The sequence below is a fragment of the Micromonospora rubida genome (assembly GCF_009908295.1).
Lineage (GTDB): Bacteria > Actinomycetota > Actinomycetes > Mycobacteriales > Micromonosporaceae > Micromonospora > Micromonospora rubida.
Genome location: NZ_JAAALO010000002.1, coordinates 699,000 through 725,592, shown reverse-complemented (window position 1 = coordinate 725,592; position 26,593 = coordinate 699,000). Strand labels below are relative to the sequence as shown.

Sequence of the window (26,593 nt, the reverse complement as noted above, 5' to 3'; positions counted from 1 at the left end):
GTGCAACTGCCGGCAGTGCTGGGAGAGCCGATCCGGTTCGTGCTGAACTGGGGCCGCCGCTACTCGCTCTGGGTGTTCAACTTCGGCCTGGCCTGCTGTGCGATCGAGTTCATCGCCACCAGCATGGGCCGGCACGACTTCATGCGGCTCGGGGTGATCCCGTTCGCCCACGGCCCACGCCAGGCCGACCTGATGGTGGTCTCCGGCACGGTCACCGACAAGATGGCCCCGGCGATCAAGCGGCTCTACGACCAGATGCCCGAGCCGAAATACGTCATCTCGTTCGGTGCCTGCTCCAACTGCGGCGGCCCGTACTGGGACTCGTACTCGGTGACCAAGGGCGTCGACCAGATCATCCCCGTCGACGTCTACGTGCCCGGCTGCCCGCCCCGGCCGGAGGCGCTGCTGCACGCCATCCTGCGCCTCCAGGAGAAGATCGCCGCCGAGCAGTCCGGCATCGGTGGCGTCCCCCGCACCGACCCGCTCGCCTCCCCGGCCGACGCTCCCGCCTCCCCGGCCGGCGCTCCCGCCTCCCCGGCCGGCGCGCACCCGCCACGCCCGGTGGAGTCGCTGACCGCCCCGCCGGTCCGTCCGCCGGCCGGCTAGGTGTAGTGACATCCACCGTCATGGGTGTGAGTGCCGTGGCTGCGGCTTGATCGATAGATTGCGGCGAAGGCCCTGACCATGTTGCAGGCCCTGGCCGATGTGGGTGGGCGTGTGAGGTGGGACAGCGGGCCAGCCGTCCATGCGCCTGGGTGCCGGGCGGGTCCGGCCGGGGTGCCAGGCGGGTCCGGCCGGGGTGCCAGGCGGGTAACGCCACCTCGCCCCTTTGCTCTGCTGCCGCCACCGCAACACCGGCACCGCCGTGCAGCACCAGCACCAGCATCGCGCAGCCGCTTCGCGTCGGGTGCCGGCATGAGAGGTCGGCAGAACCATCACGCTCCGCGAGCGTTGCACCGGGGGCAGCAGAGCAAAGGGGGCGCTGCGGTGTTGCCCGCCGGCCGGCGACGACGTCGGCGTTCCCGCCCCTAAGGTGGGACTTCATGATCGTCTGCTGATTTTGGAGACCTCGCCCGGCGTGTCGTCTCATAAATCAGCAGACGATCACGACAGCCTGCCGTGCACCCCGCCACCGCCGCGCACATCGTCGCCGCTAAGGGGTGGCTGCAACGATGACTCCGACGCAGGCCTCAACCCCACCCCACCCCACTCTGCGCGATCTTGCAGTTATGGCCCGGGCAAAGGGGGTGAAACGCCCATGCCGGGGGCCGTAAGTGCAAGATCGGCGCATCGGAGTGCGGCGACGGCGTGTGGGAGTGGGTGTGGTCGCGCCGTTAGGTGGGTTCTTCGTCTGCCAGTCGCCGGCTGCGCCGTTCGGTGTACGCCCGGACCTCGGCGGCATCCCAGATGCGGCCGACGGTGAGCGTGTCGATGGGGGCGGGGAAGTCCGGCCGGTCGACCAGGATCGCGGCGCGCTGGCGCGAGACGCCCAGATGGGCGGCGACCTGGGACAGCGCCACGACTCGCACCGGCGCAGTCTCGGTGCCATGGGTAGGCAACCTGTCACCGGAGGTGTTGACGACCTGTCTGCCGCCGATCCGCGAGTTTGCTCGCATGGTCAGCCGCCGTGTTCCCAAACCTGTGCCCCTCGCCCCTCGCCACCGCCGGACGTGGCGCTCGTTCTGGCGTCGCTGCTCGTGCGGCCTGCCAGCGCCCTGCCCAGACCGCTTCGCGTCCGTGCCAGCTCGCTCCACGTTGCTGGCGACCGGGTCCACCCCGTGCCGGTCCATGCCGCACGGGTCCATGCCGCACGGGTCCACCTCGTGTCGGCCCAGGAACGGGGGAGGCTGGTGACGGAGCGCGCGATCAGGGCGGGTGACCTGCTGCACCTGACCCGCGCCGCGAGCCCGCAGTTCGTCCACCCGATCGTCGTGCGGGTGATCCGGGAACTGGCGGACCGGCACACCTATTACGGCTGGACCTGGATCGAGGCGTACGAGTTGGACCCCCGGGGCCTGGCGGTCGCCAAGCGTGAGTTGTTCGTCCTGCGCGCCGGGCTGCGCTGGTTGACCCCCGGTCCGCCCGCCCCGGCGACCCGCCGTCAAAACTCGGCCGCTCGCGGTGCGCGGGTGCCGGCATGAGACGGCGGGAGCACCTTCCGGGCCGGCCCACCTGGCGCTGCCGGGCGTGCGGGATCGCCTGGCCCCGCTCCCCGTCGAAGCTGCGCCTCCTCGGCGAGTACCGGGAGGATCGCGCCGGCCTGCTGGTCCACCTCGCCGCCCTTCAGGTGGAGGCGGCCCGGGAGTTGGCTGAGGTCGTCCCGCCCGCCAGGCTGGCCGAACGCTTCACCGGCTGGGCACGCGCCCGCGGGTAGGCCGCCTCGTGGCGACCGGGGGCTAGCCTGCGGTCCATGACCCAGTCCGCGGACCAGCGTTCCGCCTTCATCGTCGACGTGCTCACCGAGGAGTTCGGCGCGTCGATGGCGCTCGACCCGGCGGCGTTCCGCCGCAAGTTCCGCAAGATGGCCGCCTCACCGTTCGCCTTCTACCGGGGCAGCGCCTCGCTCTTCTACGCCGACCAGCGCGGCGACTTCGCCGACGACACGTTCCTGGACGAGCGCACCAGCCGGGTGTGGATCCACGGGGACCTGCACGCGGAGAACTTCGGCACCTACATGAACGCCTCCGGGCAGCTCGTGTTCAACGTCAACGACTTCGACGAGGCGTACGTCGGGCCGTTCTCCTGGGACCTGAGGCGGCTCGCCGCCAGCGTGGCCCTGCTCGGGTACGCCAAGGCGCTCTCCGACCGGGCGATCAGTGACCTGGTCACCGGTTTCGCCCGCTCGTACCTGACCGAGCTGGGGGCGATCGCCGCAGGCGGGGACGACGCGATCGGCTCGATCACCCTGGACAACGCCGACGGGGTGCTGCGCCGGGTGCTCCAGCAGGCCCGGCTCAACACCCGGGTCGACCTGCTCACCGCGCAGACCACCGTCGACAACTACGAGCGCCGGTTCTCCCTCGGCGACGGGGTCTTCGAGATCGACGACGACACCCGGGCCAAGGTCTGCGCCGCCTTCCAGGACTACCTGGGCACCCTGCCCGAGTCCTCGGCCCGGCTGCGCCCGGTCGCCGCGCACATCAAGGACGTCGTGCTGCGCAAGGGGGTGGGCATCGGCTCGGCCGGGCTGCCGTCGTACAACCTGCTGCTGGAGGGGCACACCCAGGCGCTGGAGAACGACGTCGTCATCTACATGAAGCAGGCCCAGGTGCCCGCGGTGGCCCGGCACATCGAAGACGAGCGGGTGCGCGGCTACTTCCGGCACCAGGGGCACCGTACGGCCGAGTCGCAGCGGGCGCTCCAGGCGCACGCCGACCCGTGGCTGGGCTTCACCGAGCTGGACGGGGCCGGGCAGCTCGTCGCCGAGGTCTCCCCGTACGCGGCCGACCTGAACTGGGCGGACGTCAACGAGCCGGAGGAACTGGCCGGGGTGCTGGCCGACCTGGGTCGGGCGGTTGCCCGGATGCACTCGGTGGCCGACGACGAGTCCAGCCACGACCTGGTCGACTACTCCACCGAGGAAGCGATCGTCGCCGCGGTGGACGCCGACCCCGACGGGTTCGTCACCGGGCTAGTCGAGTTCTCGCACGCGTACGGGCTGCGGGCCCGCGAGGACCACCAGCTCTTCGTCGACCTGTTCCGCAACGGCCGCCTCCCCGGCATCTGAGCCCGGTCGGCCGCCGCTCAGGCGGTGAAGTCGAGCACCACCTTGATGTCGTCGGGGGTGGAGGTGTACGCCTCGGTGTACGCCTCCACCGGCACCCGTCGGGTGATCAGCGAATTCAGCCAGGCCGGATCGGCCCGGGCGAGGGACTCGGCGGCCAGGTCCCAGTGCCGGCGGTTGGCGTTCACCGAGCCGAACACCACGTGGTTCTCCAGCACCAGTTCCCGGTTGAGCGCCCCGGCGTCGAACTCGATGCGCCGGCCGCCGCTGGACACCCCGGTCAGGCAGACGATCCCGGTCGGCCCGGCCTTGCACATCGCGTCCAGCACGACCACCGGCGCGCCGGTGCACTCGACGATCACGTCCGGGTCGAAGTCGAGCTGCGCCACCGACTCCGTGTGGTACGTCGCGCCGAGCGCCCCGACCAGGTCCGGCTTCGGCCCGCTGGTGGCCCGGTCGAGCACGTGCACGGAGAACCCGCGCTGGGCGGCCAGCAGCGCCGCCAGCAGGCCGATCGGCCCGGCCCCCGTGACCAGCACCGTCTGCGGCTGCCACTCGGCGCGGGCGCCGATCCGTTCGATGTGGTCCCACGCCTTCGCCACCACCGCGGTCGGTTCCAGCAGCACCCCGACCGGGGCCAGGGCGGGGTCCAGGCCGACGGCGAACCTCGGCTGCACCCGCCACCGGTCCCGGGCGAAGCCGGGCAGCGCCTTGATCCCGTGCTCGGTGTACTCGCCGTTCCGGCACATGTCCCACTCGCCGACCGCGCAGTTGGGGCAGGGCACCGGGTCGGGGTGCCGGACGATGCCGGCGACCAGGTCGCCGGGTTGCAGCGTGCCGCTCGGGTCCTCCAGCACCCGGCCCAGCGACTCGTGCCCGAGCACCAGGGTCGACGCGCCGGGCTGGGCCTCGCCGTAGTCCCCGGCGATGATTTCGTGGTCGGTGCCGCAGATCCCCACGGCGAGCGCCTCGACCAGGATCGCGCCCTCCTCGGCGGGCGGCTCGGGATGGTCGTGCACCAGGCACAGTGAGTTCGGGATCCCGGGGGTGACAGTCACGGCGCGCACGACCTCATCTTTCCCCGCCGGGCCGGCCGCCGCCGGGCAAAGCGGCATCCGGTCCACCGCCGTCGGGCAAAGCGGTCATCCGGTCCGTCGGGCCGCGCGCACGCGGACTCCGCGCGGCCCGTCGCGGGGGCGGGCCGCCGCGTGGGGCCGGCGTCGGCCATAGGATCAGCGGCATGACTCCGGAAGAGGTCGGCCGGCGGCTGGTGGCGCTGCTCGCCCCCGTCGAGGCCACCGCGTCGGTCTCCGGCGGCCAGGCGTACGCCCGGGCCACCGTCGACGTACCCCCGGCAAGCTGGCGGGACGCGCTGGCCGCCGCCCGGGACGACGCGGACCTGGCCTGCGACTTCTTCGACTGGCTCTCCGCCGTCGACCAGCTCGCCGACGGCTGCGAGGTGGTGTCCCACCTCTGGTCGACCGGCCACCGGCACGGCCTGCTGTTGCGCACCAGGGTCCCGTGGGACGAGCCACAGGTGGCCTCGGTCGTCGACCTCTACCCGGGTGCGGCCTGGCACGAGCGGGAGACGTACGAGATGTTCGGCGTCGACTTCCCCGGGCACGGCGAGCTGAGGCCGCTGCTGCTGCCGCCGGAGTTCGAGGGGCACCCGCTGCGCAAGGAGTTCGTGCTCGCCTCCCGGGTGGCGAAGCCCTGGCCGGGCGCGAAGGAGCCCGGCGAGTCCGGGGCCGGCGGCGGCCGGCGCCCGATCCGCCCGCCGGGCGTACCGGCTCCGGGGGAGTGGGGGACGACGCCGACGCCGGCTGGCGCGGCCGGGGCCGGCGAGGGGCCGCGCGGCGGCACGCCCGCCCGACCGGCCCGGGAACGCCCGCCCCGCCCTGCCCCCGCCGAGCGTCCCGACCCCCCCACCCCGGCCGAGCCACCGGCCCACCCGGATCAGGCTCCGGGCTCGGCGGGCGACGACGCCGGCGGGAACGGGGGTACGGCCTGATGCCCGACTGGTTGGAGGCAGTCCTGCGGGTGGTCGGCGTGCTGGCCGCCTTCCTCGTCCTGCCGCTGGTCGTGGGGCAGGCCGAGCACAAGGTGATGGCGCACATGCAGGGCCGGCTCGGCCCGATGTACGCGGGCGGCTTCCACGGCTGGGCTCAGCTCGTCGCCGACGGGGTCAAGTTCGTGCAGAAGGAGGACGTCACCCCGCGCGAGGCGGACCGGGCGGTGTTCCGGCTGGCCCCGGTGGTGGCCCTGGTGCCGTACCTGCTCGCTCTGCTGGTGATCCCGCTCGGCCCCGGTGACCTGGTCGGGCAGCCGCTGGACATCGGCCTGTTCTTCGTGCTGGCCGTGGTCGGGGTGGGCGTGCTGGCGGTGCTGATGTCGGCGTGGGCGTCGGCCAACAAGTACAGCCTGCTCGGCGGGCTGCGCGGGGCGGCCCAACTGCTCGGCTACGAGCTGCCGCTGGTGCTGGCCGCCGCGTCGGTGGCCATGGCGGCGGGCACGCTGAGCCTGTCCGGGATCGTCGAGGCGTGGCGGCCCTGGTGGCTGCTCTGGCAGGCGCCCGCGATGATCGTCTTCTTCGTCGCCGGGCTGGCCGAGATCCGGCGGCCACCGTTCGACATGCCGATCGCCGATTCCGAGCTGGTCTTCGGGTACATGACGGAGTACACGGGCCTGCGCTTCGCGTTCTTCCTGCTCGCCGAGTACGTCGGCATCGTGGTGATCGCCGCGCTGACCACCGTGCTCTTCCTCGGCGGCTGGCGGGGCCCGTTCGCCGACGAGCACCTCGGCTGGCTGTGGACGCTGCTCAAGGTCTTCGCCGTCGCGTTCGTGATCATCTGGCTCCGGGTGGCGTACCCCCGGCTGCGCGAGGACCAGCTCCAGCGCCTCTGCTGGCTGGTCCTGGTCCCCGCTTCCCTGGCCCAACTGGTCCTGACGGCCGCCATCCGCCTCACCCTCTAACCCCACCCCCCGCCCCCCGCTCCCCACCCCGCCTCTCACACTCCCCTCCCCTCCCCCTCCCGCTCCCCGCGATCTTGCACTTTGGGCCCCCGTGATGCACCTTTCGCACCTTGTGTCGGGGCCGCAACTGCAAGATCGCGGGAGAGGGGGCGGGGAGCGGGGGAGGGGAGGGAGGTTAGGGGAGTGGGGTGTGGGGCGGGGCGACCCGTTCGGTGGGGGGTGGGGGTGGGGGCGGGGTGCCGTCGCCGAAGGGGCGGCCGCCGAGCTGCTCGCGGCCGTGCGGGGTGAGCCAATTCGCCAGGTCGGGGCCGAGCGGAACGATCCCGGTCGGGTTGATGTCCCCGTGCACCTCGTAGTAGTGCCGCTTGATGTGGTCGAAGTCGATCGTGTCGCCGAAGCCGGGCGTGGTGAACAGGTCCCGGGCGTACGCCCACAGCACCGGCATCTCGGCGAGCTTCTGCCGGTTGCACTTGAAGTGGCCGTGGTAGACCGGGTCGAACCGGACCAGCGTGGTGAACAGCCGCACGTCCGCCTCGGTGATCGTGTCGCCGACCAGGTACCGCTGCCCGGCCAGCCGCTCGGCCAGCCAGTCCAGCCGGTCGAACAGCCGGTGGTACGCCTTCTCGTACGCCTGCTGGCTGCCGGCGAAGCCGCACCGGTACACGCCGTTGTTGACGTCGGCGAAGACCACCGCGTTGACCTCGTCGATCTCGTCGCGCAGCCGCTCCGGGTACAGCTCCGGCGCGCCCTCGCGGTGGTACGCCGTCCACTCGGTCGACAGGTCCAGGCTCATTTGGGCGTAGTCGTTGGTGACCACCTGCCCGGTCGGCACGTCCACGATGGCCGGCACGGTGATGCCCCGCTCGTACCCGGGGAACCGGGCGAAGTACGCGTCGGCCAGCCGCTCGATGCCGAGCACCGGGTCCCGCCCGCCCGGGTCCAGGTCGAACGTCCAGCTCCGGGCGTCGTGGGTCGGCCCGGCCACGGCCATCGAGATGGCGTCCTCCAGGCCCAGCAGCCGACGCACGATGATCAGCCGGTTGGCCCAGGGGCAGGCGCGGCTGACCGCCAGCCGGTACCGGCCGGGCTCGACCGGCCAGCCGTCCCGCTCGTCGGCGGTGATCCGGGTGGCGATGTACCGCTGGTCGCGGGTGAACTCCCTGCCGGGCTCGACGTACTTCCCGCCGGTCGTCGCCTCTGCCTCGTCGCCCACGTCGCCTCCTGGTGTCCGCCGGTCGTCTCCGTCCGTCCCATCTTGGCCGATCTCCGGCCCGCGCGGGCGGGGCCCGGTCGGCGGGCGGCCCTCCGGAGGCCCGCGCGCGTGCCCCGGGGCGGCCCGGTCCCCGGTGGCTAGGCTGCCCGGGTGAACGATGTGGAGGCGGCGGCCCGACGCTTCATCGCCGACGTGTGGAACGGCCGGCGCGAGGAGTCCGCGCACGAGCTGGTCGCGGCGGAGTGCCCGGGGCTGGGTGGGACCGGCCCGGAGGCCGTGCTGGCCTGGCACCGGGAGCGGCGGGCGGCCTTCCCGGACCTGCGTTACAAGATTGTGGACGTGGTGGCGTCCGAGGAGCGGGTGGCCGTGCACTGGCGGGCCGCAGGCACCCAGGCCGGCGCGTTCGGGCCGGTGCCGCCCACCGGCCAGGTGGTCAGCTTCTCGGGGGCGTCGTTCCTGCGCTTCGACCCGGCGGGGCGGATCGCCGACGTGTGGCACTGCACCGAGCTGTTCCAGCTCCTCCAGCAGCTCGGCGTCGAGGTGCTCCCGCCGGTCACAGGTGCCGGGGCGTGATCCGGCCGACCGGCAGGTTGACCGGGAACGGCTCGCCGGTGTCCACGACCTTCGTCCAGCGCCCAGTCTCGGTGTAGACCTCGTCCACCGGGTCGATCCGGTGCGTGTGGACGACCAACCCGTCGTCCTCCACCTCGATCCGCCAGAAGTACGGGATGCCGGCCTGCGCGTAGAGGGCGGGCTTGAGCACCCGGTCGATGGAGCGGGTGCTGGGGGAGACGATCTCGACCGCGAGCACGACCTCGTGCGCCTCGTACCGCGACGGCTGACGCCGCGCCGCGACCGACGTGGTGACCAGCACGTCCGGGATGAAGGAGCGGGTGCGGTTGATGCGCACCTCGACGCCCTGGGTGACGTCGTACTCGTCGGGGCAGTCTTCTTCGAGCGCGACCATGAGCCGGCCGGCGATGGTCTGGTGGACGCGGGTGGGGGAGGGGGACACGAGGAGCACTCCATCGAGCAGTTCGCGGCGGCGACCGTCCTCGGGCAGCGCGTCGAGGTCGTCGGTCGTCCACCCGCCCTCGGGCGGCTGGTCGCTCTGCAGCGCGGCGGTCATGGGAAAGGTCCTTCCCGGTGCGTCGTTCTCCCCGCGGTCACCGTACCAACGCAACGCGCCGGGTGGTGGTCGCGCGCACCGGGGGCACAGGGCAGGATGGGCGGCATGAGCGAGCGGAGCGAGCGGGTCGGCCAGCTCGGCGGGAGGGTGCCGCACGGCGTCGGCGGGCGAAGTGGGGTGGCGGCGTGAGCGAGCGGAGCGTGCCCGGCGAGGGGCTGGCGAAGGGGCTGGCCGTCACGCTGAAGACGATGACCCGCCGCTCGACCACCCAGCAGTACCCGGACGTGGCCCCCGAGCTGCCGCCCCGGTCCCGGGGCGTGATCGCCCTGCTGGCGGAGAACTGCACCGTCTGTATGCTCTGCGCCCGCGAGTGCCCGGACTGGTGCATCTACATCGACTCGCACAAGGAGGAGGTGGCGGTGCCCGGCGCCGCCCGTCCCCGCCAGCGCAACGTGCTCGACAAGTTCGACATCGACTTCTCGCTCTGCATGTACTGCGGCATCTGCGTCGAGGTCTGCCCGTTCGACGCGCTCTACTGGTCGCCGGAGTTCGAGTACGCCGAGTACGACATCAGGAACCTGCTGCACGACAAGGACCACCTCGGCGAGTGGATGGGCACCGTCCCGCCGCCGCCCGCGCACGACCGCAACGGCGAGCCGGCGAAGGAGGAGGCCACCGCCGCGCGCAAGGCCGCCGTCCCGGCCGCCCCCGCCGCCCGTCCGGCCCCCACACGGGTACGCCCCGAGCCCGGCTTCGACCCCGGGCCGGGCGCGGCCGAGCCGGGTGCCGCCTTGTGACCGGCGTGGACGCGCTGCTGCTCGCCCTCGGCGCGGTGGCGGTCGGCGCGGGAGTGCTCGTGGTGACCACCCGGCACCTGGTCCGGGCCGGGCTCTACCTGGTGGTCTGCCTGGGCGCCCTGGCCGGCCTCTACCTAGTGCTCACCGCCGAGCTGGTGGCCTGGGTGCAGGTGCTGATCTACGTGGGCGCCGTGGTGGTGCTGCTGCTGTTCGCGGTGATGCTGACCCGCGCCCCGATCGGCGTCTCCGACGACCTGGACCGGCCCGGCTGGCCGGCCGCTTTGATCGGCGGCGGCGCCGGCCTCGGGCTGGCCGCCCTGCTGGTCGACGCGTTCCGCTGGACGCGGGTCGACCTGCCCGAGCCGGGCACCGCCGAGCGCCTCGGCGAGCAGGTGTTCGGCGGGTGGGTGCTGCCGTTCGAGGTGCTCTCCGTGCTGCTGCTGGCCGCCCTGGTCGGCGCGATCGTGCTCTCCCGCCCCGACATCGGCCGCCCTGCGGCCGACCGGCCGGCACCGGGGGGCCGCCGGTGAGACCGGTCATCCCGTACGTCACCGCCGCCCTGCTGTTCGGCCTGGGCGTGTACGGCGTGCTGCGCCGCCGCAACGCGGTGCTGGTGCTGATGGCGGTGGAGCTGATGCTCAACGCGGTCAACCTGGTCCTGGTCACCGCCGACACCACGGTCCGGGCGCAGCTTCCGCACGCCGGCCAGGTCTTCGCCCTCTTCGTGATCGTCCTGGCCGCCGCCGAGATCGGCGTGGGGCTGGCGATCGTGCTCCAGCTCTACCGCATGCGGGCCAGCGTCGCCGTCGACGAGGTGCCGCTGGCCGAGCCTCCTCCGACCGGGCCGTCTCCGACCGGGCCGTCTCCGACCGGGCCGTCTCCGACCGGGCCGCCGGCTGGGGCGGGCGCGGCGGCGTCCCCGGGCGGGTCGGCCGGCGAGGTGACCCGGTGACCGGCCTGCTCGGCGTGCTGCTGCCGGCCGTACCCCTGGTGGCGGGCCTGGTCGGGCTGCTGCTGCCGCCCTCGCCGCGCGGCGCGACCGCCGGGGAGGGCCCGGCCCGGCGGGCGGCGATCGGCCTGGGCGTGGCCGGGGCGGCCGGGGCGCTGCTGATCGCGGTCGTCCTGCTGGTCCGCGTCGGCCAGCCGGTGCAGACCTCGACCACCTGGGTCGACCTGGGCGGGCTGCGGGTCACCCTCGGGGTCCGGCTCGACGGGGCCGCCGCCCTGGTCGCGGTCGCCGTCGCGGCGGTGGCCCTCGCGGTGCAGGTCTACTCCGTCGGCTACCTGAGGCGGGGCCCGCACGACGACGTCGAGGTCGACCACCGCTACCCGCCGTACGCGGCGCAGATCAGCCTCTTCACCGCCGCGATGCTGCTGGTGGTGGTCGCCGGTGACCTGATCATGTTGCTGGTCGGCTGGGAGGTGATGGGCCTCTGCTCCTACCTGCTCATCGCCCACGACCGCCGGCTGCCCGAGGCGCCGGCCGCCGCGATGAAGGCGTTCCTGGTCACCCGGGTGGGCGACGTCGGCTTCCTGCTCGGCATCGCGCTGCTCGGCGTCTCGGCGGGCAGCTTCCGGATCGCCGACGTGCTCGCCCACGATTACTCCGCCGGCCTGCTGACCACCGCCTGCCTGCTGCTGCTCGCCGGGGTGGCCGGCAAGAGCGCCCAGTTCCCGCTGCACACCTGGCTGCCCGACGCGATGGCCGGCCCGACCCCGGTCTCCGCGCTGATCCACGCCGCCACCATGGTCGCGGCCGGCGTGTACGCGGTGACCCGGCTCTACCCGCTGTTCGAGCGGGCCCCGGCCGCGCTCGCCGTGCTCGGGGTGATGGCCGCGGTCACCCTGCTGCTCGGCGCGCTCGCCGCGACCGCCCAGGACGACCTCAAGCGGGTGCTGGCCTGGTCCACGGTCTCCCAGATCGGGTACATGACCGGGGCGCTCGCCGTCGGTTCACCCACCGCCGCGCTGTTCCACCTGCTCAGTCACGCCGCGTTCAAGGCGCTGCTGTTCCTCGCCGCCGGGGCGGTGATCCACGCCGTCGGCACCACCCTGATGTCCCGGATGGGCGGCCTGCGCGCCACCATGCCGGTGACCTTCTGGTGCACGGTGGTCGGCCTCGGCGCGCTGGCCGGCGTCCCCCCGCTGTCCGGCTTCTGGAGCAAGGACGGCGTGCTCGCCGCCGCCGAGGCCGCCGCGCTGGACGGGGCCGGCCCGGCCCCCGCCTGGGTGGGCTGGCTGGTCTGGCTGGCCGGGCTGGCCGGCGTCGCGGTCACCGCCTGGTACGCCACCCGGCTGCTGCTGCGCGCGTTCCTCGGCGAGACCCGGATGCCGCTGGTCCACCCGCACGACCCGCCCGCGCTGATGCGCTGGCCGGTGCTGCTGCTCGCCGTCCCGGCCGCCCTGCTCGGGCTGGCCGCGTTCCTGCCCCCGTTCACCGACCGGCTCGCCGTCGGCGAGGGGGAGCTGGTGCACCTCGGCCCGGCCCTGCTGCTGCCGCTGGCCCTGCTGGCCCTCGGCGCGGGGCTGGCCTGGGCCGGCTGGCGGCGGGACCGGACCGCCGACCCGGCCCGCGCGCTGGGCCCGCTGGGGCCGCTGTTCGCCGCCGGCTTCCGGCTCGACGACGTCCAGCGTGCCCTCGTGGTGCGCCCGGTGGCCGCCCTGGCCCGGGTCGCCCGTGCGGGCGACGAGCTGGTGATCGACGGCGCGGTGGAGGGCACCGCCCGGGGCGCACGCGGCCTCGGCGGGGCACTGGCCGGGCTGCACCGCGCCGCGCTGCCCCGGGCGGTGGCGGGGGTGCTGGCCGGCGCGCTGCTGATCGGGCTGGCCGCCGTGCTGATCGGAGGGGCCGCATGACGCTCGGACAGATCCTGCTCGTCGCGGCGCTGGCCGTGCCGGCGGTCGGCGCGGCCGTGGTCGCCGCCGTCCCCGCCGACCGGGCGGCCCGCCTGGTCGGCACGGCGGCGGCCGGGCTGACCCTGGCGGTCACGGTGGCGCTGGTCACCGGCGACCAGCTCTGGACCGGTTACGGGGCGCCGCCCGCCGTGCGGCCCTGGCACCAGCTCGACCTGTCCTGGGTGCCCGGCCTCGACCTGCGCTTCCACCTGGGCGTGGACGGCATCTCGTACCCCCTGGTGGTGCTGACCGCGCTGCTCACCCTGCTCTGCTGCGCGTACACGGTGTGGAAGGTGCCCGCCGGCGGCGGCAGCGGCCGGGCCCTCGTGGCGCTGCTGCTGGTGGTCGAGGTCGGCATCCTCGGCACCTTCCTCGCCCTCGACCTGGTGCTGTTCTTCTGCTTCTTCGAGGTCGTCCTGCTCCCGATGTACGCGATCATCGCCGGCTGGGGCGGCCCGGACCGGCGGCGGGCGGCCCGCAAGTTCGTCCTCTACACCCTGCTCGGCTCGGTGCTGCTGCTGGTCGGCGTGTACGTCGTGGTGGCCGCCGCGGGCACCGCCGACCTCGTCGCGTTGACCGGCGGGGCCGGGCTTCCCCGGGGCACCCAGCTCGCCGCGTTCACCCTCTTCGGGCTGGCGTTCGCGGTGAAGAGCCCGCTCTGGCCGCTGCACTCCTGGCTGCCCGACGCGCACACCCAGGCACCCACCGTCGGCAGCGTGGTGCTCGCCGGGGTGCTGCTCAAGATGGGCACGTACGGGCTGGTGCGGGTCGCCGTCGGGGTGGCGCCGGAGGGGGCCCGCTGGGCCGCCCCGGTGCTCGGGGTGCTCGCCGTCGCGGCGATCCCGATCGGCTCCCTGGTCTGCCTCGCGCAGAGCGACCTGAAGCGGCTGATCGCGTACTCCAGCGTCGGGCACATGGGGTTCGTGCTGCTCGGGGTGGCCACCCTCACCGCCACCGGCATCCAGGCCGCGCTGATCGGCAACATCGCGCACGGGGTGATCACCGGACTGCTCTTCTTCCTGGCCGGGGCGGTCAAGGACCGGGCGGGCACCGGGGCCCTCGCGGAGCTGTCCGGGCTGCGGGAGACCGCGCCCCGGCTCGCCGGGCTGCTCGGCTTCGCCGCCGTCGCCTCGCTGGGCCTGCCCGGCCTGGCCGGGTTCTGGGGCGAGGCTTTCGCCGTGGTCGCCGCGATCGGGCGGGGCGGAGTGTTCTGGACCGTCCTGGGCGTGCTGGCGGCGATCGGCGGCGCGCTGACCGCCGCGTACCTGCTGCGGCTGCTGCGCCGGGTCACCCACGGTCGGCCCAGCCCCGCGGTCGGCCGGGTCGCCCCCGGCCTCGCCGCCGCCGAGCTGGCCGCCTGGGCCCCGCTGGTGCTGCTCGCCCTCGCCGTCGGCCTGGCCCCCGCCCTGGTCCTCGGCGTCGCCGCCGACCCGGTGGCCGCCCTGGTGGCGGTCCTCCCATGAGCCCCGTGGCGGAAGTCGTGAACGAGAGCGGGCTCAGATGAGCGTGGTACAGAGCGTCGACAGCGTGGCGCTGCTCCCGGCGTACCTCGCTGCCGGCACCGCCGTCCTGGTGCTGCTGACCGACCTGCTGGTGGCGCGGGCCGCCGCGACGGTGGCGGTGGCCGCCGCCGGGTCGGCCGCCACCGCAGTCGGCTGCGCCGTCGTCGGGGCGGGCGGCGAGCGCTCGACGTTCTGCGTCGGCGCCGACTGCTCGTACGTCTTCGGTGGCCGGGCGGCCCTGGTCGGGGCGCTGTTCGCCCTGCTCACCCTCGGGGTGCTGGCGCTGTCCGGGCCGCTGCTGCGGGCCGGCCGGTCCCCGGTGGGCGAGTACTGCTTCCTCCTCGCCTGCTCGATGACCGGCGGCGTGGTGCTCGGCGCGGCCGGCGACCTGATCACCCTGGTCGTGGCGCTGGAGACGCTGACCCTGCCGCTGTACGTGCTCGTCGGCCTGCGCCGGGGCAGCCTCGCCAGCGCCGAGGCGGCGGTGACGTTCTTCGTGGTGAGCGTGGTCGCCACCACCCTCACCCTGCTCGGCGCGGCCCTGCTCTACGCGGTCACCGGCGGACTGCACCTGGGTCGGGTCGGCGCGCTGTTCGCCGAGCGCCCCGACCTGCTGGACGTGCCGCTGACCACGGCGGCCGTGGCGCTGGTCCTGCTCGGGCTGGCGTTCAAGGTGGCCGCCGTGCCGTTCCACGCCTGGGCCCCGGCCACCTACGACGGCGCTCCGCTGCCCGTGGCGGCGTACCTGTCGACCGCCTCGAAGCTCGGCGGGGTGGTGGCCCTGCTCGCGGTGGTCCAGCGGGCCCTGCCGACGGAGGTGACCGGCCCGGTGCTCGCCGTGCTCGCCGTGCTCACCATGACCGTGGGCAACCTGGTGGCGCTGCGCCAGCGCCGGGCGGTCCGGCTGCTCGCCTGGTCGTCGGTGGCCCAGGCCGGCTACATTCTCGCCCCGCTCGGCGCGCTCGCGCTGGCCGCCGGCCGCACCGCGGACGCCCGTGCCGCCGCGTACGCCGCCGCCGTCGCGTACGCGGTCTTCTTCGTGGTGCTGGAGCTGGCCGCGTTCGCGGCACTGGTGGCGCTGCGGCCGGCCGACGCCGACGGCGGCGCCCTCGTCGAGCTGCGCGGCGCTGCCCGGCGGCGGCCCTGGGTGGGGGCCGCATTCGCGCTGGCCCTGGTCGGGCTGGCCGGTCTCCCGCCGGGGCTGGCCGGCCTCTTCGCGAAGGTGACGGTGGTCCGGGCCCTGCTGGACGGGGGCGCGGCCTGGCTGGCCCTGGTCGTGGCGGTGAACGCGGTGATCGGCCTCGCCTACTACCTCCGCGTCGCCGCCCTGCTGTACGCCCCGTCGGCCGACGCCCCGCCCGTCCTCGCCCGCCCGGCCGGGGCGGTCGCCGTCGCGCTCGCCGCCGCCACCGGCGTCGCGGTGGTCGTCGGCTTCGCCCCGCAGCTCCTGCTGGACCTCGCGGCCCGCTGACCCTGCGTAGATCGCGCCCCCGGGAGCGGCCCGGCCGGATCGCTCCTGACCTGGGGCTCAGTCGTCGCTCAGCTTTTCAGGTAACTCACAGTCATTAGGCGGATGGTTGGTGGGTACCGGTTTGTTGGACCGGTCAGCGGGTCCCGCGTGATCCGCGCACCGAAGGAGCGATCGTGCATCACAACCGTCTGAAGACCGCAGCGCTGCTCGGCCTGTTGACCTCGCTGATCCTCGCGGTCGGCTACTGGTTCGGCGGGAGCGGCGGGCTCGTCATCGCCGTCGTCATCTCGTTGGTGATGAACGGCGTGACCTACTTCTACTCCGACAAGCTCGCGCTGCGCTCGATGGGGGCGCAACCGGTCAGCGAGGCACAGTTCCCCGAGCTGTACCGGATGGTCCGCGAGCTGGCCACCGAGGCCCGGCAGCCGATGCCCCGCCTCTACGTCAGCCCCACCTCGCAGCCCAACGCGTTCGCCACGGGCCGCAACCCGGCCCACGCGGCGGTCTGCGTCACCCAGGGCATCACCCAGGTCCTCGACTACCGCGAGCTGCGCGGGGTGATCGGGCACGAGCTGTCACACGTCTACAACCGGGACATCCTCATCTCCAGCGTGGCGGCCGGTCTGGCCGGCATCATCACCATGCTGGCCAACCTGGCGTGGTTCATCCCGCTGGGTTCCTCCGACGACGACGACCGCCCGAACCCGGCCGTGCTGCTGCTCACCCTGATCCTCGGCCCGATCGCGGCCAGCATCATCCAGCTCGCGATCAGCCGCAGCCGGGAGTTCCAGGCCGACGCGTCCGGAGCCCGGCTCACCGGGGACCCGCTGGCCCTGGCCAGCGCCCTGAAGAAGATCCACATGGGCACGCAGGCCCGCCCGCTGCCGGCCCAGGGGCAGCTCACCAGCACCGCCCACCTGATGATCGACAATCCGTTCAAGCGGGGCGGCGGCATCGCCGCCCTCTTCTCCACCCACCCCCGGATGGAGGAGCGGGTCGCCCGGCTGGAGCAGATGGCCGCCAGCGCCGGCCCGGTGCAGTTCCAGCGCTGACGCCCGTACCTGGCGCCCGCACCACCCGATCCGCCCGTGCCCGGTCCCACCGGGCCCGGGCGGATCGTCGTGTACGCGACGAGACTCCGGCCATATCCGGTTCACTCCCGGCAGTCGCGGCGTTAGGGTCGCAACGTCTTCCGCTCATTACATCTCTGGAGGTTCCCCGTGGCCGGACTGCGCCAGTACCTGGGCGTCTGGCGGATCCCCGGCGCGCCGATGCTGCTCGTCCTCGGCGTCCTCGGCCGGCTCGGGATCGGCATGACGCCGCTGGCGCTGCTGCTCGTCGTGGAACAGGTGACCGGGCGGTACTCCCTCGCCGCGGTCGCCGGCGGCATCTACGCCCTCTCCAGCGCCGCGCTGAGCCCGATCGCCGGCCGGGTCGCCGACCGGGTCGGCCCGACACCGGTGCTGCTGGCCACCGCCGTCGCCCACCCCCTCGCGCTGTCCGGCCTGCTCATGGCGAGCCGCTCCGACGCTGCCAACCTGGCCCTGATCTACGTGGCCGCCGGGGTCGCCGGCGCCACATATCCGCCGCTGACCGCCGCGATCCGGGGCGCCTGGAACGACCTGACCGGCCCCGCCTCCGGCCGGTACCACCTGCGCAACACCGCCCTGGCCGCGGAGACCACGCTCTTCGAGGTGGTCTTCGTGCTCGGCCCGCTGCTGGTGGCCGCGTTCGTCCTGTTCGCCGACGCGACGGCCGCCCTGATCGGCGCGGCGGTGGTCACCCTGGCCGGCACCACCGCCGTGGCGCTCGGCCGGGTGATGCGCGGCTGGCGCCCGCACGCGCACGAGCACCAGGCCAAGGGGCTCGGCCCGCTGCGGGTCGGCGGCTTCCCCGCACTGCTGCTCTGCGTCGCGAGCCTCGGCATCGCGTTCGGCGCCGCCGGAGTGATCGTGCCGGCCTTCGCCGGTAGCCAGCCGACCGACGACCCGGAGAGCCTGGCCGGGCTGCTGCTCGCGGTCTGGGGGATCGGCAGCGCGGCCGGCGGATTCTGGTTCGGCGTCCGCAAGCCGGCGGCGAACATGACCCGCCAGTTCGCCTGGCTGCTCGCCACCGTCGCCGGCAGTTTCGCCGTGTTCGCGGTGATGCCCGGGCCGCTGCCGCTGGGCGTGGCCCTGATCATCGGCGGGGCCACCATCGCGCCCGCGTTGACCCTGGAGAACACCCTGGTCGGGCGGATCGCCCCCGCCGGCATGCTGAACGAGGCGTACACCTGGGTGGTCACCATGTCGGTGGCGGCCAGCGCCGCCGGCGGCGCGGTGGCCGGGCTGATCGTCGACCACAGCGGCGGCGTGTCCTGGGCGTTCCTCTTCGCCGGGGCCGCGGTCGCCGTCGGGGCCACGGTCGCCGCGCTCCCCGCCGGCCCGATCGCCCGGGCCGAGGCCACGGCGGTACGCGTCGAGCAGACCCTCGCCGCCTGACCCTCCCCGCCTCGATCCCCCAGGAAACACTCCGGGCACCGCGTGCGGTGCCCGGAGTGCCTGATTGACGTACCGGTCAGACCTGGATGCCCACCCTGCGGCGGATCCGGCTGGCCCCGACCAGGAGCGCGCCGGCGGCCAGCAGGCCGCCACCCAGGGAGAGAACACCGGCGGAGCTGTCACCGGTGACCGGCAGTTCCTTGCCGCCCTTGTCGTTCTTGCCGTGGTCGTCGTTCTTGCCGTGGTCGTCGTCCTTGCCGTGGTCGTCGTCCTTGCCGTCGTGCCGGTGGTCGAACTTGCCATCCCGGATGCAGACGGTGACGGTCACGGGGTCGGAGACCACGACCTTGCGGTAGAACTTGCCGATGGCGCGGGCCGTGTTGACCACCTTTCCGGCCTTGACGTCGGCCGAGGTCACCACATGCGGCTTGACGGCGTGGCAGTCGGTGCTCGTGCCCGGTGCCAGCGTGGTGCTGTTGCAGACCACCCGACCGGCCTTCCGGTCGTAAACGGCTACGTCGGTGATGGCGACCGTGCCGGTGTTGGCCACCCGGTAGGTGTAGAAGATCTTGTCGCCCTTCGCCGCGAAGCCGTCGTTCTCACACTTGTTGCGGCAGTCCGACTCGACCCGAGCCTTCTTGTCGATCGACAGGCTGCTCTGCTTCGGCGCGACCCGCTCGGTGGTCACGGTGAACGTCGCGTAGTCGGACAGCACCTTCTGCCGGTGGAACAACCCGGTCGCCTGGGCGGTGTTGACGATCTTGCCCTTGGTCACGTCGGTCTTCGTGACGGTGTACGTGCCGGTGCAGGTGGTGCTCTCCCCCGGCTTGAGCGACGTGGCCTTGCAGGTGATGCCGGTGACCGTGTCGTCGGTGACAGTGATGTCGGTGACGGTGATCGGGTAGGTCATACCCGTGTTCTGGTTCGTCACCGTGTAGGTGTAGGTGACCTTGTCACCGGCCTGTACGCCGGTGGACGGGGTTCCGGTCTTGGTCAGCCCCAGCTTCAGGTCCGCCGGTCGCCTCGCCCCACAGGTGCTGACCAGTTCGAAGGAGCGTGCGCCTCCGGAGACCAGCACCGCGCTGGCGCCGGTGAGCGTCCCACCAGCCGGGAGCCGGACCCACGCCTTGCTGGTGCCCATGTCATTGACGATGCCGCTGTCGGGAGCGGCAGGGATCGTCCTCGTGACGGTGCCGCTCGGCGTGCTGAACGTCGCCGTGACCGACTGGAAGGTGCCGCTGGTGTGCGGGTTGCCCGGCAGGTTGAAGACCCACGCGTCCTCGTTCGGGAAGGGCCCACCACCGAGCTTGGGGTCGCAGTTCTGGGTGAACTGGGCTGCCGTCGTCGGCACGTTGCCCGGGTCGATGTTGATCGGCGGCGCCGCAACGGCCGGCGAGCCGGCCGCGAGCAGCAGGCCGCCGGCCAGCAGCGTGAAGGCGGCCAGTCGTACGCGGACGCCGGCTCGTATGCGCGGCGAAGAGGTCTTGCTCATGTGTTCCCCCGTGTCGTGGACTGTTGACAAGGGGGGCAACGAGTAGTAAAAGATGCGCGTCACGCAGGGGAAGGTGAAATCCCCCGCTAGATGGAAAAAGGTGCGCTTCTGCCACCAAATCGCCTCGGCTACCCCATCCAGGTCCCGAGGACGACGGCCCGCGTGAGTCTTTTCGTGCGCGGCGAGCCCGTCGACACCGGACCAAAGGCCCCCGAGGCCCCGGACCGGCGACACGGGCTACGGGCTACGGCCTCCGTCCCGACCCGTGCCGCTTCGGCTCAGAACCTGGATCGGACGGGATGCGGTACTCGCGAGCCACGCCTTTGGCGGCTACCGGGCGCGCAGTTGTCGCCGCGTACCGATGGCGGCCGGCCCCCGAGGGTGGTGGCCGGTCGCCACCGCGTCAGCGGTAGTTGGTGAACTGAAGGGCGACGCCGAAGTCATCGCCCTTGAGCAGGGTGATGATGGCCTGGAGGTCGTCCTTCTTCTTGGCGGTGACCCGGAGCTGGTCGCCCTGGATCTGCGCCTGGACGCCCTTGGGGCCCTCGTCCCGGATCTTCTTGCTGATCACCTTGGCCTTGTCCGAGTCGATGCCCTGGATCACCTTGGCGTCGATCTTGAAGATTTTGCCGGAGGGACGCGGGTCGCCGGCGTCGAGCGACTTCAGCGAGATGTTCCGCTTGACCAGCTTCTCCTTGAAGACGTCCAGGGCCGCCCGGACCCGCTCCTCGGTCTCTGCCCGGAGGCTGATCGCCTCCTCGCTCGACCAGGAGATCTCCGCGCCGGTGCCCCGGAAGTCGAACCGCGTCGCGAACTCCTTCTCCGCCTGGCGGAGGGCGTTGTCGACCTCCTGCCGGTCGGCCTTGCTCACGATGTCGAACGACGGATTCGCTGCCATGCTCATGCTCCTGCTGTCCGGGCGGTCAGTGCTCGTACGCGTCGCCCGCCGACCAGCGGCACGACGCCCTGACGGTACCCGGTTGCGCCGGACCCGGGAGCAACCGCTATCCTTGGCTCCGCTGCCGCGCATAGCGTGGTGGTGACGCCCTGGCGGGTTGCCCGAGCGGCCAATGGGAGCGGACTGTAAATCCGTCGCGAAAGCTTCGAAGGTTCGAATCCTTCACCCGCCACCAGGTGTGAATACGGCCCTTGACCAGCAGAGATGCTGATCGGGGGTCGTTTTCGTTTGTCTGGCGAAGTCCGGCTGAGTCCAGCCATCGACGACTGGTTGTGGGCAGATAGTGGGCAGGTCGATCTTGCCGCTGAGGCTTCTTCGGCCGGGGTTGGTGGGAGCGTGTGGGCTTGCGCGCCCCGGGCGGGTTGTGGGCGGCTGAGGGGCGCGTCGGTGCGACTCGGCTGCGGTGGGCGGGACGGTGGCAAGCCAGTCCCGGGGTTGGACTGGCGCGGCAGTCGGAAGCCCCGACCGTCGATCAGACCGACCGCTTCGGCTTCCGTACCGCTTGGTGGTCGTCGAGGCGTCTGTGCTGCCGTACGGGGCGGCGGCCGGCGGGTGTCGGTGGCTCACCGCCCCGGTGCCGGAGGCGGCCGGGGCGGATTGCCGCCGGCCGGCTTCCCGCCCGCGCCGCGCGGAGCGCGGCGCCTTGATCCAGAACAGAAGAAATCGGCAGCAGTGTGGTGGGACTAGACGCACATCTCTACCTGAATACTATGGACTTCCGGCAAAGAATGCGACGCGTGATCGGCATATACCGATGAGCTTTTGCCAGCCTATCGGCCTTTCCAGAAAAACGTTAGATCCGGCTCTCCGAGCTGTACAAACAGCGGGGCACCTGATGGCAGCCTCTGGGTCCGCTGGTGCGATCTGGTTAGCCTAGGTCTCGTCAACCGGCTGCCGTCCGTCAATTCCTCCGGGCAGGCGAGGCGCAGCAGTTCCTCCGGGCCCCTGCTGCCCGTTTAGGGAGCAACAAGTGACGCCCTAAACTAATCCTCTTTTACGTCCGCTACCCCCACCCGCACTTTGGATACTGATATCCGCATCAGCGAGAGTTGTTCCTGCGGCCGTCCTAACCGAAAGCAACAATACCTCATTTCATTGCAGGCAGTATGAAAGCGAGTACACCGATCCAGGCTGACAGCGTCGTGGTGAGTACGAACAGAACTACAAAGGTTTCATACCACCTGTACCAGTTTCGAAGACTCGGGGCAGCGCGGAAGCCTGGCCCAACCACCTTCTCTGAGAGAGTGCACTCCTCGCGCCGATAATCAATCCACGATGCGATACCAACGACAATCAAAAAGATCACAAATAATGCGACCACTGTGACCAGTGCGGCCAGGCCGACGACCCCCTTTCTGGCTAACCCGGCATCGATGCCCCATTTCTTGTATCCAATCATAAGCGCGAGAGCGGCAGAGGCAAGGCTGACTGTAAGCGCTTGGTAGATTGCTAGGAAGCGATAGACGTTCTCATTGATTGCATGAATTTGTTGCAGAATGAACCTGTAGCGTTCAACCTGAAACTCGGTTGTATTCGAAGCGTCGGATGGCATTACTGCCGCCTCTCCTGGACAGAGACGTGTTCTTCAGTACTAGCATCGGCTTCCACAAGGTCACTCCGGACAAGATGCTCTGCCTCGCCGACGATGTCCTTTCCGTCGTGCTCGGCTACTTTGACTATTACAGCTTCGAGCTTTTTGCGATAGGCGGCGACGGTTCCCAAAGATATGCCCCAAGCGTCCGATACTGCTCTTTCAAAAAGCGTTCCAGGATCGAGGGTTTCGTCTGCGTTCGGGAGGGGCCAGCGACGTGTGGCATTCCTCAATGCCGGTCGCGACCCATCCTCAAACCAAATTGTCCCAGAGATTGGGTCGGCGTATTGGTCCGTCATCCCGACCCTGATCAACTTGTGCACAGGATGTACGACGTAAATATCGTTACGGGAGCGCAGCCAATGGCGTAGCTCTTCTTCGTTAAGTCGATCCTGACATACTTTCCAGAACGGAAGAGACTCATAACTTCCGCCCAGAACCCGCATAGCCTCAGCAAAGGTTTCGATCCACCACAATTGCCGGCGATCGAGGTGCCGAGTCTCCACCTTCTGGACTTCTTGTGACGCCCACTCCGCTATTCGCTCGGTCGAGATCACAGGGAGGGCAGAGTCGCGAGCCGCGCGCGTCGGTGACCCTAGCATCAGGCCCACAATGCCGAATGCTCCGGTCGCGGTCCTCGCTGCCCCGGCAGTTACACATGACAACTGCGGACCGGCCCACCCGATAACCGATATCGCGATCTCATCTACGGCGCAAATGCGTGCGACTACCGTGCCGTCTGGGTTAGCAATGTTTTCAAGCATCGAACCGTAACGTTTGACTACGCTAACGAGCTTTCTATCGCTATTATCCTCTGTCATCTCGTCTACGTCAGCCCAACCACCTAAGATTCGATACAACAACGTCTCGCCATCTACAGCGGTCCAGTCATTAGCTGCCATAATTTGAACTGCTTGACCGGAAGAGCGCTCTTTAACCCAAATGTTCGCCTCGGGAGCTGGCATTACGTAGCGCACGATTCTCGCTAATGATCCTCCCGCAATAGATGTAAACACGTGTTCGTCAAATGTACGCTCAACTTCAAATGTAAGCCGCCCCTCCTCATCCAGTAGATCACCGTCGAGCAGTACCTGAATCAGTGTTCCCGGCTCGTCGAGGACCTCTGTTGTTTTTGCTATACGGAGCGTTGGCCGTCTGTCCAGGCCGCTGCCGAAGTCTAGGATCCACGTTGACTCTCGCGCCGCCGAAAGCGAACGGGAGACGACTCTCACTCTGTTTCCCAACATGAAGACCGAGAAAAACCCAATACCGAATCGGCCGGTTGGTGCAAATCTGCTCGCAAGTAGGCCGGGATTCTCTCGCGTCACGGTGGGAGAGAGCCACGACGAACACCCGAAATCTAGTAGCGGGCCACTCATCACCTCTGGCGACATCCCGATACCGTTGTCTCGAATCTCTAGCCAAATTTCGTCCTCGGCCGACTCTAGACTGATTCGGACGTGCGATTGGCCAAAATGGCCGCCACGATAGTTCTGAAGCGCCTCGCGAGCTTTTACCGCGTCGCACGCATTAGCCAGAATTTCTCGTAGTGGCGCGAGAGAGTCCTGTCCGTACAGTTCCGTGCCCCCTAGACGGCGCACAAGACCAGCTACGTCCGTCACTTGGACATGCGTTTCAACAGGTTCCCAGCCTATGCATTCTGCTAGCTCTCCAAAGGACCGGGGAGAGTCTGCGCCAACGACCGCGTTCGCTGAGAGTCGGGGCCTTCCGCTTGCCGCCAGAATGCTATCCACTCCGCGTAGTTCCTCATCCACTATGCGGATCATGTCAAAGGCTAGCCACCAAGCGTCTATCTCCTCGTCACTGAACCCTGCGGGAGCGGTGAAGATTAGCTTCCCGTTCTCTAGGTACGGTTTCTGCATTTTGTGCTGAAAGATCCAATGATCGCGACTGCTGCCGGCGACCCCCCTCACGGCCGCAAGAATGTCCGGGGCTCTTGAGGCATCGAGGTGCGCTGCGTCAGCGGTACGCAGCATGCACGCGATTAGCAGTGGATCAACTTTCCAGCCAGCGGGAGCAAAGGCAGGTGCCCCGACAAATTTGGAGAATTCTTTGACTGCTATGTCGCGGGGCCAATGATGGCTGGCGGCGAGTCGGCCAATTAGGCGCCCGAAGGTCGATCGAAGGTCAGAATCAGAGATGAGGTAATGCTCGGACCCATCGAGTCCTCGCCAGTGGCCCAGCGGTAGATTCTCCGCTTGTTTCGCGTGAAGTTCGCGAAGCATGCCGTTCTCAGCAGATTTAGCAAGTTCTTCTGGTGGCTGCACTAACTCAAAGGGATGCGGAGGACGACCGTACTCCTGTCGCAGCTTGGATGCTAAGCGGTCAGGCCACTCAGGCTGAGTTCTGAGACCCTCTCCCAGCACTACGTATGCAGCACGGCTCATTGCTAGATCATGTGTCAGTGCTGCCGCACCGTATACGAACGCAGCCGCAGGGTTAAGCTCGACCGATTGTCCTGCTAGGGTGTCCGCAGTCTCCCATATTGAGTCGATGTGATCGATGTCGTGGCCGGTGAAGTCTGGCAGATCCCGAGCTATCTCGTTGGCCAGCAGTCGGGCCTTGATGCGCATGTCGGTGAAGCCCTGGCGCAGGCGGTTCGCAGCCTCCTGGGAAGCCGAGTATGTGTCCGATTCAAAGGAGTGCTTCCAGAGCGACGTCTGCTGAATGGCACTCTCACTCACGAGATCCTCCATGAGGTTGGCGGGAGATTTCACGCTTGGAATGGTCCGAAGTGGACAGCGGCCTCCCAAGGTATCATCAATCGCGCCTTAGGTGTTCACCTAGTCGCAACCTAGTCATCCCTGTCTGCCGTCAACCCGCCCTATCGGGAGCGGGCCGCCGCCCCCTCCGCCATGTTAAGCGGGCATTGGCGCAGGTTTGTAGGCTGGTTGGCTGGGCGGTGGTTTGCTTGACTTGTCCCGGGCATTGGCGGCGGGATGGCCATCCATGAGGGGCGACAGCCTGCGGTGTTCCGCCATCCTGGATGCGGGACACCCCCGCCGGCACTTCCGTGACTGCCTACCCGTTCGCTGACGCGGCCGGCGCGCGCTTCCCTGCCTGTCTGCGCCAGCCGCTGGGCTTGTTGCGTTGGCCGAAGCGGAGCGCAGGGGAGTGCGGGCCCCGCCCTAGCGGTGGCTCGATCGGCCCGGGCGTCGGTCGCCCCTGACAACGTATGGAAGATGCTCACGAAACCCAGATGAGCTGTTACGGAGGTTGCTGAGACCCGATACTTCTAATGACCTGTCGTACGCGGCCGATAGGCCCTGACGACCGTTACCACCGTTGTTCCATTCCGCCTAACACTTTCGCGCTCGATCAAAGCCGCTCCAACCTCGACACCGAATAGGGCTGCTAGCTCTGCATTGGCAGCAACCTCGCGTTGCCTGGTTTCTAGGTCGCTACTTCGATCCGGGCTGTGATCGTAGGTGTAGGCGTTTGCGTAAGTGCCCCTACCGTGTTCGGTGGTCGCCACGCCATCCTCTCGCAAAACGGCTATGGCCTGCCGGATTGTGCCGCGACTTGCTCGGAATTCGGCGGTGAGCATGCTCTCGGCGGGCAAAAGAGCTCCGGGCGGGATGGCGCCGCTCTCGATGCGCTTCCTGAGCTCGTCGGCGATTACCCGGTAGCGGGGTTGTCCGTAGTGCGGGGTGGGCACCTGCTTACCGTACCTGGCACTTGTCTTACCAAGTGCCAACCAAGCCACCCGTTTTGTTGTATGGACAACTCATCCACTTGTAGGTACGTTTCCTGGTGTGCGGCCAGGGTGACGGCTCGTGTCAGGGGTGGCCTCGTGCCGGCCCTGGTCGCATCTGATGCGCGGCGTCCTGTTGGACCGGTTGCGGTAGCCGCGCGTACAAGTTGGCTCGGCGATACCCGACCCGTCTGTGTCGGACGGTGCGCCGTGCCTTCATCCGGGCCGGTGGCCGGCCGCCTCCCCCGTGACTGGCCACCGGCCCCCCTACCTGTGGAGGTGCGATGTCCGGCTCTCATCGTCGGCGCGGCTGGCTCTCGTCCTGGTGGCCTCGGAGACGTACGCCGATCCGGGCCGCAAGCAACACCCCGTCAAGTCCACGCACGGCTTCCGTCCTGCCCTCGCCGTGGTGGTCCGTGGGTCCTACGCGTGAGTTGCCCGTGCTGCGGTACGCGCCGCTGATGACGTTGGCCCAGGCTGAGCGGGGCAACGGTGGGCGGTGGCCGCGATGAGGCGCACGAGTAAGCCGGCCGATGTCACGAGCCACCCTGACTGGTGCACCCCGGATCGCTGCGGCTACCTGGTGCCGCCAGTGATGGCGCACATGGCCCGCCGTCATCGCGGCCCGATGCACCGCGTCGGCGACAAACGGG

General features: G+C 70.4%; 24 protein-coding genes and 1 tRNA gene. 16 read left to right on the top strand and 9 right to left on the bottom strand.

Features of this window, described 5'->3' with window-relative positions:
• Positions 1-606: an NADH-quinone oxidoreductase subunit B gene (locus GVV04_RS07795; RefSeq protein WP_161686021.1), complete on the top strand. Its 606-nt coding sequence runs from the start codon at positions 1-3 to the stop codon at positions 604-606.
• A 728-nt stretch (positions 607-1,334) separates the two neighbouring features.
• Here GVV04_RS07795 and GVV04_RS07790 read toward each other — a convergent pair.
• The gene (locus GVV04_RS07790) at positions 1,335-1,529 is read right to left on the bottom strand and encodes a DNA-binding protein (RefSeq protein WP_161686019.1); all 195 of its coding nucleotides are present in this window, start codon (positions 1,527-1,529) and stop codon (positions 1,335-1,337) included.
• A 321-nt stretch (positions 1,530-1,850) separates the two neighbouring features.
• On the opposite strand from GVV04_RS07790, the gene GVV04_RS07785 reads away from it, so the two are divergent.
• From GVV04_RS07785 to GVV04_RS07775, 3 genes are read left to right on the top strand one after another with little or no spacing between them, the layout of a single operon-like run.
• Positions 1,851-2,141, top strand: a complete 291-nt coding sequence (locus tag GVV04_RS07785; protein WP_328822256.1) for a hypothetical protein — start codon at positions 1,851-1,853, stop codon at positions 2,139-2,141.
• Positions 2,138-2,374, top strand: coding sequence for a flavin reductase (locus GVV04_RS07780; protein ID WP_161686017.1), 237 nt, complete (start codon positions 2,138-2,140; stop codon positions 2,372-2,374). The genes GVV04_RS07785 and GVV04_RS07780 overlap by 4 nt, the downstream gene beginning before the upstream one ends.
• Positions 2,375-2,410: 36 nt before the next feature.
• A complete protein-coding gene (locus GVV04_RS07775; RefSeq protein WP_161686016.1) occupies positions 2,411-3,727 on the top strand; it encodes a DUF2252 domain-containing protein in 1,317 nt (438 codons plus the stop codon).
• 17 nt (positions 3,728-3,744) lie between these two features.
• Here GVV04_RS07775 and GVV04_RS07770 read toward each other — a convergent pair whose 3' ends face one another.
• Entirely contained in the window at positions 3,745-4,791 is a 1,047-nt protein-coding gene (locus tag GVV04_RS07770) for a glucose 1-dehydrogenase (RefSeq protein WP_161686014.1), read from the bottom strand.
• A 173-nt stretch (positions 4,792-4,964) separates the two neighbouring features.
• Between GVV04_RS07770 and GVV04_RS07765 the strand changes: the two genes are divergently transcribed.
• Both GVV04_RS07765 and GVV04_RS07760 read left to right on the top strand, forming a co-directional pair.
• Positions 4,965-5,735, top strand: a complete 771-nt coding sequence (locus tag GVV04_RS07765; protein WP_235965728.1) for an NADH-quinone oxidoreductase subunit C — start codon at positions 4,965-4,967, stop codon at positions 5,733-5,735.
• Complete coding sequence (locus tag GVV04_RS07760) at positions 5,735-6,697, top strand: complex I subunit 1/NuoH family protein (RefSeq protein ID WP_161686012.1); 963 nt, start codon at positions 5,735-5,737, stop codon at positions 6,695-6,697. The genes GVV04_RS07765 and GVV04_RS07760 overlap by 1 nt, the downstream gene beginning before the upstream one ends.
• 175 nt (positions 6,698-6,872) lie before the next feature.
• Here GVV04_RS07760 and GVV04_RS07755 read toward each other — a convergent pair whose 3' ends face one another.
• The gene (locus GVV04_RS07755; protein WP_161686010.1) at positions 6,873-7,910 is read right to left on the bottom strand and encodes a glutathione S-transferase family protein; all 1,038 of its coding nucleotides are present in this window, start codon (positions 7,908-7,910) and stop codon (positions 6,873-6,875) included.
• A gap of 150 nt (positions 7,911-8,060) precedes the next feature.
• Between GVV04_RS07755 and GVV04_RS07750 the strand changes: the two genes are divergently transcribed.
• Positions 8,061-8,483 carry an ester cyclase gene (locus GVV04_RS07750; RefSeq protein WP_161686008.1) on the top strand — a complete coding sequence of 141 codons (423 nt, stop codon included), beginning with the start codon at positions 8,061-8,063 and terminating at the stop codon, positions 8,481-8,483.
• Here the strand turns inward: GVV04_RS07750 and GVV04_RS07745 are convergent.
• Positions 8,464-9,039: a Uma2 family endonuclease gene (locus GVV04_RS07745; RefSeq protein WP_161686006.1), complete on the bottom strand. Its 576-nt coding sequence runs from the start codon at positions 9,037-9,039 to the stop codon at positions 8,464-8,466. The two genes, GVV04_RS07750 and GVV04_RS07745, sit on opposite strands and share 20 nt — an antisense overlap.
• A gap of 185 nt (positions 9,040-9,224) precedes the next feature.
• Here GVV04_RS07745 and GVV04_RS07740 point away from each other — a divergent pair, with 185 nt between their 5' ends.
• The 8 genes from GVV04_RS07740 (at position 9,225) to GVV04_RS07705 (ending at position 18,184) form a co-directional block, all read left to right on the top strand.
• On the top strand, positions 9,225-9,836 hold the full coding sequence (locus tag GVV04_RS07740; RefSeq protein ID WP_328822255.1) for a NuoI/complex I 23 kDa subunit family protein: 612 nt from the start codon (positions 9,225-9,227) through the stop codon (positions 9,834-9,836).
• On the top strand, positions 9,833-10,366 hold the full coding sequence (locus GVV04_RS07735; RefSeq protein WP_161686004.1) for an NADH-quinone oxidoreductase subunit J family protein: 534 nt from the start codon (positions 9,833-9,835) through the stop codon (positions 10,364-10,366). Before GVV04_RS07740 ends, GVV04_RS07735 begins: the two co-directional genes overlap by 4 nt.
• Positions 10,363-10,788 (top strand): NADH-quinone oxidoreductase subunit NuoK, encoded by a 426-nt coding sequence (gene nuoK, locus GVV04_RS07730; RefSeq protein ID WP_161686002.1) that lies wholly within the window; start codon positions 10,363-10,365, stop codon positions 10,786-10,788. The genes GVV04_RS07735 and nuoK overlap by 4 nt, the downstream gene beginning before the upstream one ends.
• On the top strand, positions 10,785-12,692 hold the full coding sequence (locus GVV04_RS07725) for an NADH-quinone oxidoreductase subunit 5 family protein (RefSeq protein WP_161686000.1): 1,908 nt from the start codon (positions 10,785-10,787) through the stop codon (positions 12,690-12,692). The genes nuoK and GVV04_RS07725 overlap by 4 nt, the downstream gene beginning before the upstream one ends.
• Complete coding sequence (locus GVV04_RS07720; RefSeq protein ID WP_161685998.1) at positions 12,689-14,194, top strand: complex I subunit 4 family protein; 1,506 nt, start codon at positions 12,689-12,691, stop codon at positions 14,192-14,194. The genes GVV04_RS07725 and GVV04_RS07720 overlap by 4 nt, the downstream gene beginning before the upstream one ends.
• Positions 14,195-14,231: 37 nt before the next feature.
• Positions 14,232-15,704, top strand: a complete 1,473-nt coding sequence (locus GVV04_RS07715; protein WP_161685996.1) for an NADH-quinone oxidoreductase subunit N — start codon at positions 14,232-14,234, stop codon at positions 15,702-15,704.
• A 173-nt stretch (positions 15,705-15,877) separates the two neighbouring features.
• Complete coding sequence (htpX, locus tag GVV04_RS07710) at positions 15,878-16,756, top strand: zinc metalloprotease HtpX (RefSeq protein ID WP_161685994.1); 879 nt, start codon at positions 15,878-15,880, stop codon at positions 16,754-16,756.
• Between the two features lie 168 nt (positions 16,757-16,924).
• The gene (locus GVV04_RS07705) at positions 16,925-18,184 is read left to right on the top strand and encodes an MFS transporter (protein ID WP_161685992.1); all 1,260 of its coding nucleotides are present in this window, start codon (positions 16,925-16,927) and stop codon (positions 18,182-18,184) included.
• A 76-nt stretch (positions 18,185-18,260) separates the two neighbouring features.
• On the opposite strand, the gene GVV04_RS07700 is transcribed toward GVV04_RS07705, so the two are convergent.
• On the bottom strand, positions 18,261-19,676 hold the full coding sequence (locus GVV04_RS07700) for a DUF7507 domain-containing protein (RefSeq protein WP_161685990.1): 1,416 nt from the start codon (positions 19,674-19,676) through the stop codon (positions 18,261-18,263).
• A gap of 403 nt (positions 19,677-20,079) precedes the next feature.
• On the bottom strand, positions 20,080-20,574 hold the full coding sequence (locus tag GVV04_RS07695) for a YajQ family cyclic di-GMP-binding protein (protein WP_161685988.1): 495 nt from the start codon (positions 20,572-20,574) through the stop codon (positions 20,080-20,082).
• Between the two features lie 151 nt (positions 20,575-20,725).
• On the opposite strand from GVV04_RS07695, the gene GVV04_RS07690 reads away from it, so the two are divergent.
• A tRNA-Tyr gene (locus GVV04_RS07690) sits at positions 20,726-20,809 on the top strand.
• Between the two features lie 912 nt (positions 20,810-21,721).
• Here GVV04_RS07690 and GVV04_RS07685 read toward each other — a convergent pair.
• From GVV04_RS07685 to GVV04_RS07675, 3 genes are all read right to left on the bottom strand, one after another.
• Positions 21,722-22,186 (bottom strand): hypothetical protein, encoded by a 465-nt coding sequence (locus GVV04_RS07685; protein ID WP_161685986.1) that lies wholly within the window; start codon positions 22,184-22,186, stop codon positions 21,722-21,724.
• Positions 22,186-24,963 (bottom strand): HD domain-containing protein, encoded by a 2,778-nt coding sequence (locus tag GVV04_RS07680; protein ID WP_161685984.1) that lies wholly within the window; start codon positions 24,961-24,963, stop codon positions 22,186-22,188. The genes GVV04_RS07685 and GVV04_RS07680 overlap by 1 nt, the downstream gene beginning before the upstream one ends.
• A 518-nt stretch (positions 24,964-25,481) precedes the next feature.
• Entirely contained in the window at positions 25,482-25,904 is a 423-nt protein-coding gene (locus GVV04_RS07675) for a GntR family transcriptional regulator (protein WP_161685982.1), read from the bottom strand.
• Positions 25,905-26,593: the final 689 nt, after the last annotated feature.